The sequence below is a fragment of the Lysobacter sp. Root983 genome (assembly GCF_001429345.1).
Lineage (GTDB): Bacteria > Pseudomonadota > Gammaproteobacteria > Xanthomonadales > Xanthomonadaceae > Lysobacter.
The window spans coordinates 236,723-251,874 of the sequence record NZ_LMJO01000012.1 but is presented as its reverse complement, the minus strand read 5'-3'; the positions used below and the strand labels follow the sequence as shown (position 1 = coordinate 251,874).

At 69.7% G+C, this 15,152-nt stretch carries 16 protein-coding genes; 7 read left to right on the top strand and 9 right to left on the bottom strand.

Annotated features, from left to right (window positions below; genetic code table 11):
- Window positions 1–10: 10 nt before the first annotated feature.
- Window positions 11–1,684 carry a phosphoethanolamine--lipid A transferase gene (locus ASE43_RS08500; RefSeq protein ID WP_057160156.1) on the bottom strand — a complete coding sequence of 558 codons (1,674 nt, stop codon included), beginning with the start codon at window positions 1,682–1,684 and terminating at the stop codon, window positions 11–13.
- Complete coding sequence (locus ASE43_RS08495) at window positions 1,681–2,541, bottom strand: phosphatase PAP2 family protein (protein ID WP_235568677.1); 861 nt, start codon at window positions 2,539–2,541, stop codon at window positions 1,681–1,683. Before ASE43_RS08495 ends, ASE43_RS08500 begins: the two co-directional genes overlap by 4 nt.
- Before the next feature lie 272 nt (window positions 2,542–2,813).
- On the opposite strand from ASE43_RS08495, the gene ASE43_RS08490 reads away from it, so the two are divergent.
- Window positions 2,814–3,521 carry a response regulator transcription factor gene (locus tag ASE43_RS08490; protein WP_056177913.1) on the top strand — a complete coding sequence of 236 codons (708 nt, stop codon included), beginning with the start codon at window positions 2,814–2,816 and terminating at the stop codon, window positions 3,519–3,521.
- On the top strand, window positions 3,511–4,806 hold the full coding sequence (locus tag ASE43_RS08485; protein ID WP_056177911.1) for a HAMP domain-containing sensor histidine kinase: 1,296 nt from the start codon (window positions 3,511–3,513) through the stop codon (window positions 4,804–4,806). The genes ASE43_RS08490 and ASE43_RS08485 overlap by 11 nt, the downstream gene beginning before the upstream one ends.
- A 15-nt stretch (window positions 4,807–4,821) precedes the next feature.
- Here ASE43_RS08485 and ASE43_RS08480 read toward each other — a convergent pair whose 3' ends face one another.
- The 3 genes from ASE43_RS08480 to ASE43_RS08470 form a co-directional block, all read right to left on the bottom strand.
- Window positions 4,822–5,226, bottom strand: coding sequence for a DUF3037 domain-containing protein (locus tag ASE43_RS08480; protein WP_057160155.1), 405 nt, complete (start codon window positions 5,224–5,226; stop codon window positions 4,822–4,824).
- A complete protein-coding gene (locus tag ASE43_RS08475; protein ID WP_056177908.1) occupies window positions 5,204–5,980 on the bottom strand; it encodes a HipA family kinase in 777 nt (258 codons plus the stop codon). Before ASE43_RS08475 ends, ASE43_RS08480 begins: the two co-directional genes overlap by 23 nt.
- A gap of 97 nt (window positions 5,981–6,077) precedes the next feature.
- Window positions 6,078–6,767: an NAD(P)H-dependent oxidoreductase gene (locus ASE43_RS08470; protein ID WP_057160154.1), complete on the bottom strand. Its 690-nt coding sequence runs from the start codon at window positions 6,765–6,767 to the stop codon at window positions 6,078–6,080.
- Between the two features lie 146 nt (window positions 6,768–6,913).
- Here ASE43_RS08470 and gcvA point away from each other — a divergent pair, with 146 nt between their 5' ends.
- Window positions 6,914–7,810 carry a transcriptional regulator GcvA gene (gcvA, locus tag ASE43_RS08465; protein WP_057160153.1) on the top strand — a complete coding sequence of 299 codons (897 nt, stop codon included), beginning with the start codon at window positions 6,914–6,916 and terminating at the stop codon, window positions 7,808–7,810.
- Here the strand turns inward: gcvA and ASE43_RS08460 are convergent.
- Complete coding sequence (locus ASE43_RS08460) at window positions 7,807–8,205, bottom strand: tautomerase family protein (RefSeq protein WP_056177901.1); 399 nt, start codon at window positions 8,203–8,205, stop codon at window positions 7,807–7,809. The two genes, gcvA and ASE43_RS08460, sit on opposite strands and share 4 nt — an antisense overlap.
- Window positions 8,206–8,298: 93 nt before the next feature.
- On the opposite strand from ASE43_RS08460, the gene ASE43_RS08455 reads away from it, so the two are divergent.
- From ASE43_RS08455 to ASE43_RS08445, 4 genes are all read left to right on the top strand, one after another.
- Window positions 8,299–9,180: a LysR substrate-binding domain-containing protein gene (locus ASE43_RS08455; protein WP_057163478.1), complete on the top strand. Its 882-nt coding sequence runs from the start codon at window positions 8,299–8,301 to the stop codon at window positions 9,178–9,180.
- Window positions 9,181–9,268: 88 nt separating this feature from the next.
- Window positions 9,269–11,311 carry a TonB-dependent receptor gene (locus tag ASE43_RS08450; RefSeq protein WP_057160151.1) on the top strand — a complete coding sequence of 681 codons (2,043 nt, stop codon included), beginning with the start codon at window positions 9,269–9,271 and terminating at the stop codon, window positions 11,309–11,311.
- A gap of 30 nt (window positions 11,312–11,341) precedes the next feature.
- Window positions 11,342–11,476, top strand: a complete 135-nt coding sequence (locus ASE43_RS22815) for a hypothetical protein (protein ID WP_255356371.1) — start codon at window positions 11,342–11,344, stop codon at window positions 11,474–11,476.
- A complete protein-coding gene (locus ASE43_RS08445; RefSeq protein ID WP_057160150.1) occupies window positions 11,473–11,943 on the top strand; it encodes a copper chaperone PCu(A)C in 471 nt (156 codons plus the stop codon). Before ASE43_RS22815 ends, ASE43_RS08445 begins: the two co-directional genes overlap by 4 nt.
- A gap of 643 nt (window positions 11,944–12,586) precedes the next feature.
- On the opposite strand, the gene ASE43_RS08440 is transcribed toward ASE43_RS08445, so the two are convergent.
- From ASE43_RS08440 to ASE43_RS08430, 3 genes are all read right to left on the bottom strand, one after another.
- Window positions 12,587–13,123: a response regulator gene (locus ASE43_RS08440; RefSeq protein WP_235568676.1), complete on the bottom strand. Its 537-nt coding sequence runs from the start codon at window positions 13,121–13,123 to the stop codon at window positions 12,587–12,589.
- On the bottom strand, window positions 13,120–14,340 hold the full coding sequence (locus ASE43_RS08435; protein ID WP_057160148.1) for an ATP-binding protein: 1,221 nt from the start codon (window positions 14,338–14,340) through the stop codon (window positions 13,120–13,122). Before ASE43_RS08435 ends, ASE43_RS08440 begins: the two co-directional genes overlap by 4 nt.
- A gap of 405 nt (window positions 14,341–14,745) precedes the next feature.
- Window positions 14,746–14,940 carry a hypothetical protein gene (locus ASE43_RS08430; protein ID WP_200943987.1) on the bottom strand — a complete coding sequence of 65 codons (195 nt, stop codon included), beginning with the start codon at window positions 14,938–14,940 and terminating at the stop codon, window positions 14,746–14,748.
- Between the last annotated feature and the right edge of the window lie 212 nt (window positions 14,941–15,152).

The following is a 15,152-nucleotide window of genomic DNA, read 5'->3' as shown; positions in this document are numbered from 1 at the left end:
GCGCAGCGGCTCAGGCGGGTCGCCCGCAACGCCCGAACAGATCCAGCTTGGGGTCGTAGACCGAGCTGCGCACCTGCATCAGGCCCAGCACCGAATGGAACAGGTTGTCGTGGCTGGCCGGTTGCCCGGCCTCGCGACGCAGGCAGGCGGTGTCGATGCCGCGGCTGGCGGCGAAGCCCGGCGACAGCCACATCACCATCGGCACGTGCAGTTGGGTCTTCGGCGCGATCGCGTAAGGCACGCCATGCAGGAACAGGCCGTTCTCGCCCAGCGATTCGCCGTGATCGGACACATAGATCATCGCGGTGTCGCGCCCGCTCATCTCGGACAGCTGGCGGATGGTGCGGGCCAGGAAATCGTCGGTGCCCAGCACCGCGTTGTCGTAGGCGTTGACGATCTCGGCCAGGCTGCACTGGCCCAGGTCCGAGGTCTCGCACACCGGCGTGAATTTCTTCAGCCGCTGCGGATAGCGCTTGTAGTAGGCCGGGCCGTGGTTGCCCAACTGATGCAGCACCACCACCGCATCGCCTGGGCGCTTGGCCAACTCGGCGTCCAGGCCCTGCAGCATGACTTCGTCCATGCAGCCTTCGGCATTGCAGTACGGCGTTTGCGTACCGTGTTCGAAGGACTCGAAGGCCAGACCGTCGCAGACGCCCTTGCAACCGGTCTGGTTGTCGCGCCACAGGGTCTTCAGGCCGGCGTATTCGAGCACGTGCAGCAGGGACTGCGAATGCTTGATCCGGTCCTTGTCGTAATGGCCGCGCCCCCAGGGCGAGAACATGCACGGCACCGAGACCTCGGTGGCCGACCCGCAGGCGGTGACGTCGGGGAAATTGATCGGGCCGATCTTGGCCAGTTCGGGCGTGGTCTGGCGCGCGTAACCGTTCAAGCCCCAGTTCTGCGCGCGCACGGTCTCGCCGACCACGATCACCAGCAGACGCGGCTTCGCGCCGACGGGCCGGCCCACGAGCTTGGCGTCCTGGCCGACCGGTTCGCGCGCGCGGTTGCCGCCGCTGCGGTCCTCGAACGCGACCCGCGCCAGCGACATCACATAATTGCCCGGCGTGATCAGGTGCCGCACCTCGCGGTGGTTGCGCATCAACGACGACAGGTTCTGGAACGACAGCAGCGCCGCGCCGCAGGCGATCGCGAGCGCGCCGACCACGCAGGCGACGCGGATCAGCGCCGCGCGCTTGAACGAGCGCGGCTTCAGGCGCACGCGCCAGACCATCAGGGACGGCAGCACGCCGTACAGGAGCAGCGACGGCAGCAACCGCCAGGAGATCAGCTCGCTCGACTCCTTGGTGTCGGTGTGCAGGATGTTGCGGATCATGTCGGTGTCCAGGTACACCGTGTACTGGCTCATGTAGCGCACCGCCATCGCGGTGGTCAGCAGCAGCACGATCAGCACCGGCTTGGCGATCGGCCGGTACAGTACCAGGCACAGCAGCAGCATGTTCAGCGCCGCGACCATCGCGAACAGACTCAAGGCGGTCAGCCAGCCGCCGGGCCCATGCAACACGCCGGTCTGGGCCACGGCGGTGAAGAAAGAGCCGTTGCAGAACACGGTGAAGAACAGGCTGGCGATCAGCGCCAGCGTTTCCAGGCTCAGCTGCGGGCGATAGGTCAGCAGCGCGCTGGTGCGATCGGGCTGGGCGACCTGCGGCCGCGCGATCGCGCTCATGCGAGGTCCTGCCGGCGGGCGGCGGGCGAGCCGGCGGCGATGTCCGCGGCGTAATCGAAGGCCGCGACGTCGGCGCGCTCGCGCGCTCCGGCCCGTCCCCAGAACAGGCGGTACATGCCCAGCGCGCTCATCCAGCAGATCGTCACGGTCCACAGATCGTGCGAAAGGAAGTGCGCGCCGCGCAGCTGCTGGGAAACGCCGAACAGCAAGCCCGTGCCCACGCCGATCGCCAGGCCCAGCCAACGCAGCCGCGGACGCACCGCCAGGAAGAAGAAGTACAGCGCCATCCAGGCGTAGCCGCCGCTGGCATGGCCGGCCGGAAAGCAGACCCCGCGCGACAGGCCGATCGGGCGCAGCCCGAGCAGGCCGATGTAGGGCCGGTCGCCACCGTAGCGCAGCAGGTCCCAGGGGCAATCCATGTTCGTCCAGGACTTGATCCAGGCCACCACCGCCGTCGCCAACAGGGTCGACAGCACCAGATACGCCAGCGGCTTGCGCAGCGGCGCCAGATCCGTGCGCAAGCGCGCCACCAGCCAGGCCACGACGACCGCCAGCCAGGCCGCGGTGCTGAGGTCGCGACCGCCGATATGGATCAGGGTCTGGGTGGCGAACGCGTTCTTCAGCGCCCAGCGATGGCCCTGCCAGGCGTACAGGCGGTCCGCCAGCCAGACGTCGCCGTGCAGCAGCATCAGGCCGACGGCGAGGATCGCGAAGGCCAATAGGGGCAGCCAGAAGTGGCTGAAATAGAAGGACTCGTCGCGCGCGGCGGCGCCCGCGATGCGGTCCAGGCCGGGATGGTGGGCCGGCCAGGACGGGCCGCTGTGCATGCTGTGCTTGGGTGCCGCGGGAGATTTCATCGAATGCGGCCGGTCCGAGCCGGCACGAAGTGGAAGCTGCGGCGATGATCGGAACGCGCGTGTCGGAGAGCGGTAGGAGCCGAATTCGGGCTTCGTTAAAAGCCGACTCCGCGGCGGCCCGCAGCTAAACGCCGGCTGACCGCGGGCGCCGCGCCGGGCGCGCGGGCGTAGGAGTATCGTTTCCGCCGTTCCTACGTCGTTCCGACGTGGCGGCGCGAATACTGGTCAGTCGGGCGCGCCTGGCGACTGGCGGGCAGGGAGAATCCGGACGTATGCGTGTGTTGGTGGTGGAAGACAACCGGAGCCTGGTGGCGAACCTGTTCGAATACTTCGAGGCGCGCGGCTACACCCTGGACGCCGCGCCCGACGGCGCCACCGGCCTGCATCTGGCCGTGACCCAGCGCTACGACGCGATCGTGCTGGACTGGATGCTGCCGCGCCTGGACGGCCATGGCGTGCTGCGTGCCTTGCGCGACGCCGGCAACGAAGTGCCGGTGCTGATGCTGACCGCACGCGACGAACTGCCCGACAAGATCGCCGGCTTCCGCGCCGGCGCCGACGACTACCTGACCAAGCCGTTCGCGCTGCCGGAGCTGGAAGTGCGCCTGGAGGCGCTGATCGCGCGCGCCAGCGGACGCGGGCGCAGCCGCGTGCTGCAGATCGCCGACCTGCGTTACGACCTGACCACACTGGAGGTCAGCCGCGGCGGCCGCGCCCTGCACCTGTATCCGGCCTGCCGCAAGCTGCTGGAGGTGCTGATGCAATCCAGTCCGGCCGCGGTCACGCGCGAACGCCTGGAGCACGCGCTGTGGGGCGATAGCCCGCCCGACGGCGACATGCTGCGCTCGCATATCTACGAACTGCGTCGCAGCGTCGACGGGCCCTACCCGAACAAGCTGATCCAGACCCTGCCGCGGGTCGGCTACCGCCTGGCCGAAGTCGCCGCCGCGGACATGATCGAGGGCGCCCATGGCGGATAAGCGAAGCAGCCTGCGCCGGCGCATCCTGCTGGGCCTGCTCGCCTTCACCGCGCTGCTGACGGTGGCGGTGGTCGCGCAGGGCATCATCGTCAACGAGCATGTCGAGCGCCTGGTCTGGCAGACCCTGCTGGAATCCGAGCTCGACCATTTCGGCGAACGCAGCCGCGTCGACCCGAACTACCACTGGACCGACACCGCCAGCATCAAGCTCTACGACAGTCGCGAATCCGCGCGGGTGCCGGTCGAATTGCGCGGGCTGCCGCCCGGGGTGCACGACGAGGTGCTGGTCGGCGGCGTGGAGCACGTTGCGCTGGTGCGCGATATCGACGGCCGCCGGGTCGTGCTGTCGCTGGACATCAGCGACCTGGAGGCGCGCGAGTTCGACATGACGCTGACCATCGCCGGCGCGGCGATCACGACCCTGGTGATGCTGTCGCTGCTGATCGCGCTGGGCGTGGATCGGCTGATGCAGCCCTTGAGCACCTTGGCCGAGCGCATCGCGCGCCTGCGCCCCGATCAGTCCGGCCAACGCATCGACGTGCCGCACGCGGCCAGCGCCGAGCTGGTGGTGATCGCCGACTCGCTCAACGACTACCTGCAGCGCAACGAACGCTTCGTCGAACGCGAACGCGCCTTCATCGACAGCGCCAGCCACGAGCTGCGCACCCCGATCGCGGTGATCGTGGGCGCCACCGAGCTGGCCCTGGATCAGCCCGACCTGCCCGCGCCCGTACGCCATCAGCTAGGCCGCATCCGCCGCACCTCGCAGGACGTGGAGCGGCTAATCTCGCTGCTGCTGGCCCTGGCCAAGGATCCCGCGCGCCTGGCCCGCGCCAGCGACCGCGTCGCCCTGGACCAGTTGCTGCCGGAGATCGTCGACGACCATCGCCAGCTCACCCGCGACAAGCACCTGCGCCTGACCCTGGCGCCGTTGCCGGCCTGCGAGATCGTCGCGCCGCTGCCCATCGTGCAGGCCGCGATCGGCAACCTGCTGCGCAACGCGATCGAACACAGCGACCGCGGCGAAATCCTGATCCGGCTGCAGGCGCCGGCCACGGTGATCATCGACGACCCCGGCCACGGCATGAGCCCGGAAGAAATCAGCGCGATCTATGCGCGCATCGCGCGCGGCGGCGGCGACCGCGACGGCGGCGGCATCGGCCTGGACCTGATCTCGCGCCTGTGCGAACACCTGGGCTGGACCCTGAGCTTCGAGTCCGACGTCGGTCGCGGCACCCGCACTACCCTGGTGCTGGGCGGCCAAGGCGACGCGACCCGCGCCTGAGCGACGCGACGCGCGTCAGCGCGCCTGCGGCGCGATCGGACGCACCATGCGCGCGAGCAGATGATCGAGGATGCCCTCGGGTTGCAGGCAACGCCCGGTGTGCACGGGCGACATCTGGATGATGGAACTGCGCCGCGCGGTCAGCCAGTGGAAGCGCGCGCGCGCCGGCAGTTCGCCGATCGGCCCGGAGCCCGGACCGCCGCGGCAAATGCGTTCGATCGCGGCCAGGTGCGCGCGCAGCGATTCCAGATCCAGGTTCGGGTCCAGCGCCAGCACGCGCGCTTCGTCCAGCTCGATCCCGGCCTGGAGCAGGCTGGCGCCCGGGCACGACACCAGCACGCCGGCATTGACGAACTCGCCGCGCTCCACGCGCGGCACCACCCGCACCACGGCGTAGTCATAGGTAGCGCGATTGGGCACGCACGGCCTCCTCGACGAAACCGGCGCGCTCGGCGACCCGGCGTTGGAGATAGTCGGCATAGCCGCGACGCAGGGCGTCGGCATCGGCGAAGCCGGGTTCGTCGCCCAACCAGGCATCGGGCAGCAGGCCGACGACGCGCTCGATCAGCGCCGGCGTGAGCTGCGGCGCGAGCTCGGCGTCGGCGGCACGCAACTCGCGCGCCAGCGGCAGCAGCACGTGGTCCTGCACCTGCGCGAACGTACCCGCGCTGGCGCGTTGCGCGCTGTCCCAGTCATGGTGGAAATACAGCGCGGCGCCGTGGTCGATCAGATGCAGGCGGCGATGCCAGATCAGCAGATTGGTGTTGCGGGCGGTGCGGTCGACATTGCTCAGGTAGGCGTCGAACCAGACCACGCGCGAGGCCAACGCCGCATCGGGCTGGTCCACCAGCGGGTCGTAATTGACCGCGCCGGGCAGGTAGTCGAGCGCCAGGTTGAGGCCGGCGCTTTCGCGGATCAGGTGCTGGATCTCGGGATCGGGCTCGGTGCGCGCCAGTTCTGGGTCGAGCTCGGCCAGCACGATCTCCGGCATCGGCAGACCGAGCGCGCGCGCGAGCTCGCCGCCGATCAACTCGGCGATCAAGGCCTTGCGGCCCTGGCCGGCGCCGCGGAACTTGAGCACGTACAGGCCGTCGTCGTCGCCCTCGACCACGGCCGGCAGCGAACCGCCTTCGCGCAGCGGCGTGACATAGCGGGTGGCGGAAACGGTTCTCAAGGTCGCGCGAGGTTCGATCGGCCGCGGGCGGCGGCGTGGGCCGCCCACATTAGGTGGCGCGCGCGGAAAATCAAAGCGCCCTGCGCGCGGGCCCGGCTCAGGCCGCGTCGCGCAGGCTGCGGGCCGCCACCAAGTCCTCGACCAGCGCATCCACGCGCGCTTCCGCGTCGGCGATCGATGCGGCCAGACGCGCGTCGGCGAACTCGTCGTACTCGATCGCCACGCCGTGCGCGTCGACGATGCCCAGATAGCCGAACGCGGTGCGCACGCTGGCTTCGCCGTGGTTGAGATGGCCCAGGCGTTCGCCGTCGTAGCCGTAGTCGCCGCGCGAGCCCAGCAGCACCAGGGTCTTGCCGGCTTCGGCCAACAGCGGCCAGTAGGGCTCGGCGCCGCGGCTGCGGTCGAAGCCGAAGGTGCGGCCGACCCGCACCACGTTGTCGATGTAGGCCTTGAACTGGGCCGGGACGTTGAAGTTGTACATGGGCAGGCCGACCGCGATCACGTCGGCGGCGATCAGCTCATCGACCAGGGCGTCGCTCTCGGCCAGGGTCTCGCGCATCCACGGCTCGCGCTGGGCGGCTGGGGTGAACGCGGCATGGATCCAGGCCCCGCTGACCGGCGCCGGCGGCGACTGGCCGACATCGCGATAGACCACCGGATCCTGCGGCCGCAGCGCCTGCCAGCGCCGCACGAAGCGCGCGCTGAGGCGGCGCGTGTGCGAACCGTGGGCGTGGGTGTCGGAACCGTGGGGACGGGCACTGGCATCGAGGTGGAGCAATCGGGTCATGGTGGCAGTCTCGGAGTGGCGCCGGAATGCATGAGCGATCCTCATCAATAAGCATCGCGATTCCCGGCTTTGGCGCCCATTTGACGCGCACTATTGCAGGACGACAAACTCCGATTCCTCAGGCATCAGATGAATTTTTCGCATCCATGAACCCCCGTCGCCTGCCCCCGCTGGGCGCCCTGCGCGCATTCGAGGCCGCCGCGCGCCTGGCCAGCTTCAAGCGCGCCGCCGACGAGCTCGCGGTCACCCCGACCGCGATCAGCCATCAGATCCGCCTGCTCGAGGAATACCTGGGCGTGCGCCTGTTCGAACGCCGCACCCGCCAGGTCGCGCTGACCGCCGATGCCCTGCGCCTGTACCCGGTGCTGCGCGAAGGCTTCGACGCCTTCGCGGCCGCGATCGCGGCGATCGCCGCGCGCCGCGCCCGTCGCGCGATCACCCTGTCGGCGACGGTGTCGTTCACCGCCAAGTGGCTGGTGCCGCGCGTGGCGGCGTTCCGCGCCGCCTACCCGGAATTCGATCTGCGCCTGCACGCGTCCGACGATCCGGTCGACCTGCTGGCCGGCGTCGCCGACGCGGCGATCCGCTACGGCCAAGGCCCCTACCCCGGCCTGGTCTGCCTGCCGCTGATCGAGGACCGTTTCGCACCGGTGTGCAGCCCGCGCCTGGGGCTGCACGCGCCGCAGGACCTGCGCGCCCTGCCCTTGCTGCATGTGGAATGGCGGCATCCCGCCGCGCGCACGCCGAGTTGGCGCGGCTGGTGCGAACGCGCGGGCCTGCAAGGCGTCGCGGTCGACGCCGGCCTGCGCTTCACCGACGACAGCCACGCCATCCAGGCCGCGATCGCCGGTCAGGGCGTGGCCCTGCTGAGTCTGTCCCTGGTCGCCGACGACCTGGCCAGCGGCCTGTTGGTGCAGCCGTTCGGGCCCACGCTGGAAGGCTATCGCCACAACCTGGTCTACGCCGACAACGGGCCGCCCAGCGCCGAGGTCGCGGCGCTGCGCGACTGGCTGCTGGCGCAGATCGCGGGCGAGACCGGCTAACGCGCGGCCAGCTGGTAACGCCGCTCCTGGGTCAGGCCGCCGTAGCCGTAGGCGGCGGCGCGGGCGTCGATCACGTGGATGTAGGAAGTCGGGTGCAGGTTGCCGATCAGTTCCTCCATGCGCGCATACACCTGAGCCAGGTAACGCGCCTTCTCGGCCTTGGTGTTGGTCTCGTCGGTGATGCTGATATCCAGCTGGAACGCGTTGCGGCCGGAGTCGCTGAGCGGATGGCCGTCGATGATCCACTGCGCGGGATCGAGGTACTGCAGGGTCAGCGCGATCAGCTCGCGCGGCTTGCCCAGCACCTCGACGGTGAGGTCGGCGATCGCGGCCGCGACCGCACGCGTGAGCGCGGCGTCGGGCTGTCCGGAAATCAGCAGGGCGATGTGCGGCATGGGCTTGTTCCTGTGGCGGGTGTGGGATCACACTAGCGCCGCCGCTATTATCGGAATAGCGGGATTATTGAATGTCATCCATCGGATATTCCGATGGATGGTGCCTCGTTGGGAGCCGCCGCATTGCGCAGCCTGGACCTGGAACAGCTCCGCTCCTTCGTCGCCGTGGTCGACGCGCGCAGCATTTCCGGCGGCGCCGCGGTGGTGTTCCGCTCGCAATCGGCGATCAGCGAGCAACTGCAGAAACTCGAAGCCGTGGCCGGCGCGCCCCTGCTGCTGCGCTCGCGCGCCGGCGTGCGCCCGACCCCGGCCGGCGAACGCCTGCTCGCGCATGCGCGCCAACTGCTGGCGATAGGCGAACTGGCCCTGCGCGACGTGCAGGACCACGCGCCCGCCACCGAAGTGCGCCTGGCGATCAGCGACTACTTCCGCCCGTCCGAGGTCGCCGCGCTGCTGCGCCATGTCGCGCGCGCCTGCCCGCAGTTGCGCCTGCAGGTGACGGTGGGCCAGAGCGCGGCCCTGGTCGAAGGCCATGCCCGGCGCGACTACGATCTGGCCCTGGTGATGGAGATCAAACCCGGCCGCGCCGGCGGTCGCGCGCTGCGCCGCGAAGCGCTGTCCTGGCTGGCGGCGCCGCATTTCCGTCCGCGCCCGGGCGAACCGCTGGCGCTGGTGCTGTTGCCGGACAGCTGCGCCGTGCATCGCAGCGCGGTGCGCGCACTCGAACAGCGCGGCATCGCCCACACCGTCGCGCACACCTGCAGCGGCGTGGCCGGTCTGCAGTCGGCGATCGCGGCCGGGCTGGGCGTGGGCTGCCTCAACGCCTCGGCCATCGTCGACGGCCTGGTGCCGGCGCCACGCGCGCTGCGCTTACCGGCCCTGCCGCCGGTCGCGTTCCGCCTGCTGGCGCCGCCGCGCGGCGCGCCGGCCGCCCTGCTCGAAGCCGACGCGGTGCTGCGCGCCCACTTCCGCTGAGCGCGGCGGGTGCGGCGTTTTGCCGCATCGGCAGCGCGAGGCGCGCTGCCTAGCATGGTCGGCTTCCGCGCTTCAGGAACGCCACCGCATGCCTCGCGTCGCCCACCCAGCCCTGCTCGCCCTCGCGATCGGCCTCGCCCTGCCCGCGCATGCCGAGGACGGCGATGCGCCGACCCTGCCCCGGGTCGAAGTGCATGGCGTGGCCGCGCGGCCGGACACGGTGGACGACATCGAACGCGCCCGACGCCGGCTGGACGAGCGCCCCGGCGCGACCGCGCTGGTCGATGCCGAGCGCTATCGCGAAGGCCGCGTCGGCACCCTCAGCGATGCGCTGTCCTACGCGCCCGGCGTGTTCGTGCAACCGCGCTTCGGCGCCGACGAAGCGCGGCTGTCGATTCGCGGTTCCGGCCTGCAGCGCAGCTTCCACGGCCGCGGCCTGGAACTGCTGCAGGACGGCAGCCCGCTCAACCTCGCCGATGGCGGCTACGACTTCCAGGCGGTGGAGCCGCTGTCGGCGCGCTACATCGAGATCCATCGCGGCGCCAACGCGCTCGAGTACGGCGCGGCGACGTTGGGCGGCGCGATCAACTTCGTCTCGCCCACAGGCTATGACGCGCCACCGATCGTGCTGCGCGCCGAGACCGGCAGCGACGGCTATCGCCGCGGCCAGGTCGCGGTGGCCGGCGTATCCGGGCGCGCCGACGGCTACCTCAGCCTCAGCGGCGTGCATCAGGACGGTTATCGCGACCACGCCCGGCAGGAGAACTACCGGCTGTTCGGCAACGCCGGCTGGCGCATCAACGACGAGCTGGATGCACGCGTCTACCTCACCCATGTCGATACGCGCTCGCAACTGCCCGGCAACCTGACCCTGGCCGAAGCGCGGCGCGATCCGCGACTGGCCGCGCCCGCCAACCTCGCCCTGGACCAGCGTCGCGACTATCGCCTGGACCGGCTCGGCGCACGCCTGGCCTGGACACCGTCGCAAGGCCGCAGCCTCAGCGTGTCGGTCTACTACGCCGACAAGGCGCTGGACCATCCGATCTTCCAGGTACTGCGGCAGCGCTCGCAGGATTACGGCCTGGACCTGCGCTGGCGCGCCGAAGGCGAGCTCGCGGGCCGCCGCAACCTGTTCGTGGCCGGCTTGGGCTGGGCGCAGGGCGATACCGACGACGATCGCTACTTCAATCTGAGTGGACGAGCGGGTGCGCGCAGCAACCGCTTCGACCAGCGCGCCCGCAATCGCCGCCTGTACATCGAAAACCAGACCTGGCTGGATCCGCGCTGGGTGCTGGCGCTGGGCGTGCAGGCCATGGACGCGCAGCGGCGTTCGCGCGATCGCTACATCAGCGGCGGCCGCGACGAGAGTTTCGATGTCGACTACGACGGCCTCAGCCCCAAGCTCGGCCTGCGCTATCTGATCGACGAGCGCGCGCAGGTCTACGCCAACCTCAGCCGCAGCCTGGAGCCGCCCAGCTTCGGCGAGCTCACCGGCGGCCCGGGCGTGAGTCAGGTCGATCGTCAACGCGCAAGCTCGGCCGAACTCGGCCTGCGTCTGCAGCGCGAGGCGCTGTCGCTGGACGCGGCGTTGTACCGCGCCCGCGTCGACGGCGAATTGCTGTCCTTGAACGACGAGGCCGGCAATCCGCTGGGCACGATCAACGCCGACCGCACCCTGCATCAGGGCCTGGAACTGGGCCTGAGCTGGCGCCCGCATCCGACCTGGCTGCTGTCGACCCACTACCTCTATAACGACTTCCGTTTCGACGCCGATCCGGTTTACGGCAACCGCCGCCTGGCCGGCATTCCGCGCCAACAGCTGCGCACGCAATTGCGCTGGTCCGCCCATGAGCGCCTCTATCTCGAGCCCAACCTGGAATGGGTTCCGCAAGGCGCTTACGTCGATCACGCCAACAGCTATCGCGCGCCCGGTTACACCCTGCTCGGCCTGCGCGTCGGCGGCCAGATCGACGGCGCCTGGCGTTGGTTCCTCGACGCCCGCAATCTGCAGGACCGGCGCTGGATCGCCAGCACCAACGTGATCGCCGACGCGCGCGGCCAGGACGGACGCAACTTCCTGCCGGGCGACGGCCGCTCGTTCTACGTCGGCCTGGAATGGCGCCCGCAATGACGGGCCACTCAGCTACCTCGGGAGAATCGCATGCACGCATTGCTCGCCTTCGTCGGCGCCTGGCTGATCCTATGGGGCGCCTTGCTGGCGCTGTTGATCGCACGCGGCCGCGTCGGCGCCGCGCGCACGCTGACCCTGCTGGACCGGATCGAGGTGGCGTTGTGAGGCGCTGGGGTCTGGCGCTGGCGGCGCTGCTCGCCGCCGGCTTGCTCATCGGCTGGGTCGGCGAAGGCCAGCCCGTGGGCGCGCTGCGCGTCGCCGACGCCTGGTCGCGCGCGACGCCGCCCGGCGCCGGTGTCGCGGTCGGTTTCATGCGCGTGATCAATGCGGGCAAACGCGACGACCGCCTGCTCGAGGTGAGCAGCGACGCGGCCGAGCGCGTTGAGATCCACGAAGTCAGCCACGATGGCGGCGTGATGCGCATGCGCCAGCTACGCGACGGCCTGCCGCTGCCGGCGGGCGCGACGGTGCGGCTGCAGCCGGGCGGCTACCACCTGATGTTCATCGCCCCGAAACGTCCGTTCAAGCAAGGCGACACGGTGAGCGCGCGACTGCGCTTCGAACATGCGGGCAGCGCGACGGTGCGTTTCCAGGTGCGCGCGCTGGGGGCTAAGACGCACGACGGTCCTTGAAGATTTTTTCGCTGGTAGGGTGGGAGGACACAACCAAAGCAAATCCCCCCTAGCCCCCCTTTTCAAAGGGGGGAATCGCTTGCGTTGTTTCGTGGGGCCGCGTGGCGGGGCCTTAGAGTCGGGCCTGGTCGTCCTACGTTGCTGCTCTGTTCGTCGCAGTTGGCACGACGAGCGCAGAAGGGTTTTAGCTGGTGGGGCGGAAGGGCACAGCCAAAGCAAATCCCCCCTAGCCCCCCTTTTTCAAAGGGGGGAATCGTTTGCGTTGTTTCGTGGGGCCGCCTGGCGGGGCCTTAGAGTCGGGTCCTGGTCGTCCTACGTTGCTGCTCTGTTCGTCGCAGTTGGCACGACGAGCGCAGAAGGGTTTTCGCTGGCAGGGCGGAAGGGCACAGCCAAAGCAAATCCCCCCTAGCCCCCCTTTTTCAAAGGGGGGAATCGCTGCGTTGTTTCGTGGGGCAGCGTGGCGGGGCTTTCGAATCGGGGCCTGATCGTCTTACGTCGATGCGCTGTTCGCCGCCGTTGGAACGAACCTAAGGCGATAGCCGCGCGCCCTCGAATACCCCAAAAGCGACCGCTCTAATCCCCCCCTTTGAAAAAGGGGGGCTAGGGGGGATTTGCTGTTACCGCACCCATCCAAGCCCCACCCTCAAAGCCGCTCACGCACCGGCCGCTTCGCCAGCCGCCGTTGCAAGGTGCGCCGGTCCACCCCCAGCACCCGCGCCGCCGCGGACACGTTGCCGCCGCATTCGGCCAACACCCGCTGCACATGCTCCCAGCCCTGACGCCGCAGCGATGGCGCCTCGGCGGGCGGCGGCGCCTGCTCGGGCGCGTGCTCGAACGCGCGCGCCAACGCGTCGATGTCGAAGGGCTTGGGCAGATAGTTCCAGGCGCCGCGTCGCATCGCATCGACCGCGGTGGCGATGCTGGCGTAGCCGGTGGCGAGCACGATGCGCGCGTGTGGACAGCATTCGCGCAGGGCCTGGATCAGCAGCAGGCCGTTGTCGGCGCCCAGCTTCAGATCCAGCAGCACGCCGTCGGGCCTGAAGGCCTCGGCCGCTCGCAACGCCGTGCCCGCGTCGTGGGCGAGGCAGGTATCGACCTCGCAGCGCTGCAGATGCCGCACCAGGATGCGGCAGAACGCCGCATCGTCGTCGATGACCAGCAAGCGCGCGGGCAGACTCAAGCGCATTCCTCCGCCGGATCCAGCAGCGGCAGCTCGATCTCGGTGATGCAACCGCCGCCCACGCGCGCGATCCGGCGCACCCGGCCGCGACTGCGCTCGATGCTGGCGTTGGAAATCAGCAGACCCAGCCCCAAGCCCGGTCCATGGCGGTCGATCGAAACCGCGTCGGTGGCGCGCTCGGGACCGTGGCCGCGATCGGCGATGGCGATGCGCAGCCAGTCGCCGTCGCATTGCGTGCTCACTTCGATGCGCGCCGGCGCGCCCGCGGCCTCGTTGGCGTCGGCGGCGTTGTTGAGCAGATTGAGCAAGGCCTGCGGCAGGCCCGGATCCACGCGCAGGCGCCGCCCGCCCGCATCCAGCGCCGTCGTCACCTCGACGCCGGGGCGCAGCAGCAGCCAGCGCTCCAGGCCGTCGCGCACGAACGCGTCGGCGTCCTCGATGGTGGCCTCGCCCAGGGCGCCGCGTCGCGCCAGCGCGGCCAAGGCGCGCACGTGCTCGCGACAGTGAGTGAGCTGGTCGCGCATGCTGGCCAGGTCCTCGGTGCTGGGCGCCTGCGGATGCCGCGACCAGTCGTCCAACAGCAGGCCCATCGTGGTCAGCGGGGTATTGAGTTCGTGCGCGGTGCCCGCGGCCAGCGAGCCCAAGGCCAGTAGCGATTCGTCTCGCATCGCGCGTTCGCGCGCGGCCGCCAGGCGCCGACGCTGATCGCGCACGATCGCCATGAAGCGTCCCAGCACCACCGCCATGATCGCGGCGCTGAGCAGGAAGTTCACCCACATGCCGGTCACGTGCAGGCCGAACCCGTCCTCGCCATGCGCGTGCGGCAGCGGCTGATGGTGGCCGAGCAGCCAGGTGTAAAGCGCGGCGGTCAGCACGGTCAGGCCGATCATCGGCCCGATCTCCAGCGCGATCGCGGCCAACGCCACCGGCACCAGGTACAGCGACACGAAAGGGTTGGCCGGGCCGCCGGACCAGTACAGCAAGGCGGTCAGCGCCAGGGTATCGATCAGCAGTTGCAGCGCGAGCGCACGCGCGCCGCCTTCGCCATGCCGCCTCAGCCAAAGATGGCTGGCCAGATTGAACGCCAGCAAGCCCAGCGATATGCCCAGCAGCGGCGCCACCGGCAGGGCCAGGCCCAGGCGTTGAACCACGAACGCGATCGCCAGACACTGACCGGCCACGGCCAGATAGCGCAGGTAGACCAGGATTTGGATCACAGCGGGACTTGGATCACGGCGAGGCGGCGATCACGGCCGGATGCGCGCTAGCGGGATGCGCAGGATACGGCACCGTGGCCCGCGGCGGCCCCGACGACGCGCACGCAGCGGTTGCGGCACAGGGGGTTGTCGTAGAACCCGCTGCGTCCGCCAGCCCGACGCCGTCGCCGGCCGGCTGTAAAACCCGGCCGTAGCGGCCGGTCCAACGCTTCCGCGACCGGGCCCGCGATCGGGCCTGGTCTGCTTGCTCCGCGAGCGGCCGCCGTGAGCGACGTCCGCCGCCGCGTATCCCTATCGGTACGCGCTCGTCGATCGATGGGCTGGCTCCGCGGCCGTGGATCGACGTGCGACGGGAACCGACGAGTATCCCTGTCGCACGCCTCGCGAAGCGCGCTCATAAGCACACTAGAGCAGCATCAGCTCGGATCGCTCCTTGGTGGCGCCGTCGACGAAATAGAGCTTCTTGCCCGAATCGACTCGGTCTTCGACTACTTGGTACAGGCGCAAGGCCTGGCGGATCGCGGCCGTCTTGCTGACGCCCTTGCGCACGCACAGATCCTCCAGGAACTGCATCTCGGTCCCGGCGAGATTCAGCGTCATCCTACGTCTGGTTTCCTTCATATCGCACCTCGAATGGAAAGTTGATTACGAATGGAGCAAACGACGCGCTTTCGCTTTGTAGTTGTCGCGCGTCGAATCACTTGCAGCGATCCTTGTTGTTGTTTGACGTTCCTGTCGGTGTTGCTTGTAGCCGCTGTGTAGCCATCCCATGGTTCGCGCCGTACCGGCCGCATCCACCGGGCGCCACGGCC

Bases quoted from the DNA above. Each gene is read 5' to 3' on its own strand.
- ASE43_RS08500 (WP_057160156.1), bottom strand. From the start codon at position 1,684: ATGAGCGCGATCGCGCGGCCGCAGGTCGCCCAGCCCGATCGCACCAGC.
- ASE43_RS08495 (WP_235568677.1), bottom strand. From the start codon at position 2,541: ATGAAATCTCCCGCGGCACCCAAGCACAGCATGCACAGCGGCCCGTCC.
- ASE43_RS08490 (WP_056177913.1), top strand. From the start codon at position 2,814: ATGCGTGTGTTGGTGGTGGAAGACAACCGGAGCCTGGTGGCGAACCTG.
- ASE43_RS08485 (WP_056177911.1), top strand. From the start codon at position 3,511: ATGGCGGATAAGCGAAGCAGCCTGCGCCGGCGCATCCTGCTGGGCCTG.
- ASE43_RS08470 (WP_057160154.1), bottom strand. From the start codon at position 6,767: ATGACCCGATTGCTCCACCTCGATGCCAGTGCCCGTCCCCACGGTTCC.
- gcvA (WP_057160153.1), top strand. From the start codon at position 6,914: ATGAACCCCCGTCGCCTGCCCCCGCTGGGCGCCCTGCGCGCATTCGAG.
- ASE43_RS08460 (WP_056177901.1), bottom strand. From the start codon at position 8,205: ATGCCGCACATCGCCCTGCTGATTTCCGGACAGCCCGACGCCGCGCTC.
- ASE43_RS08455 (WP_057163478.1), top strand. From the start codon at position 8,299: ATGGATGGTGCCTCGTTGGGAGCCGCCGCATTGCGCAGCCTGGACCTG.
- ASE43_RS08450 (WP_057160151.1), top strand. From the start codon at position 9,269: ATGCCTCGCGTCGCCCACCCAGCCCTGCTCGCCCTCGCGATCGGCCTC.
- ASE43_RS22815 (WP_255356371.1), top strand. From the start codon at position 11,342: ATGCACGCATTGCTCGCCTTCGTCGGCGCCTGGCTGATCCTATGGGGC.
- ASE43_RS08430 (WP_200943987.1), bottom strand. From the start codon at position 14,940: ATGACGCTGAATCTCGCCGGGACCGAGATGCAGTTCCTGGAGGATCTG.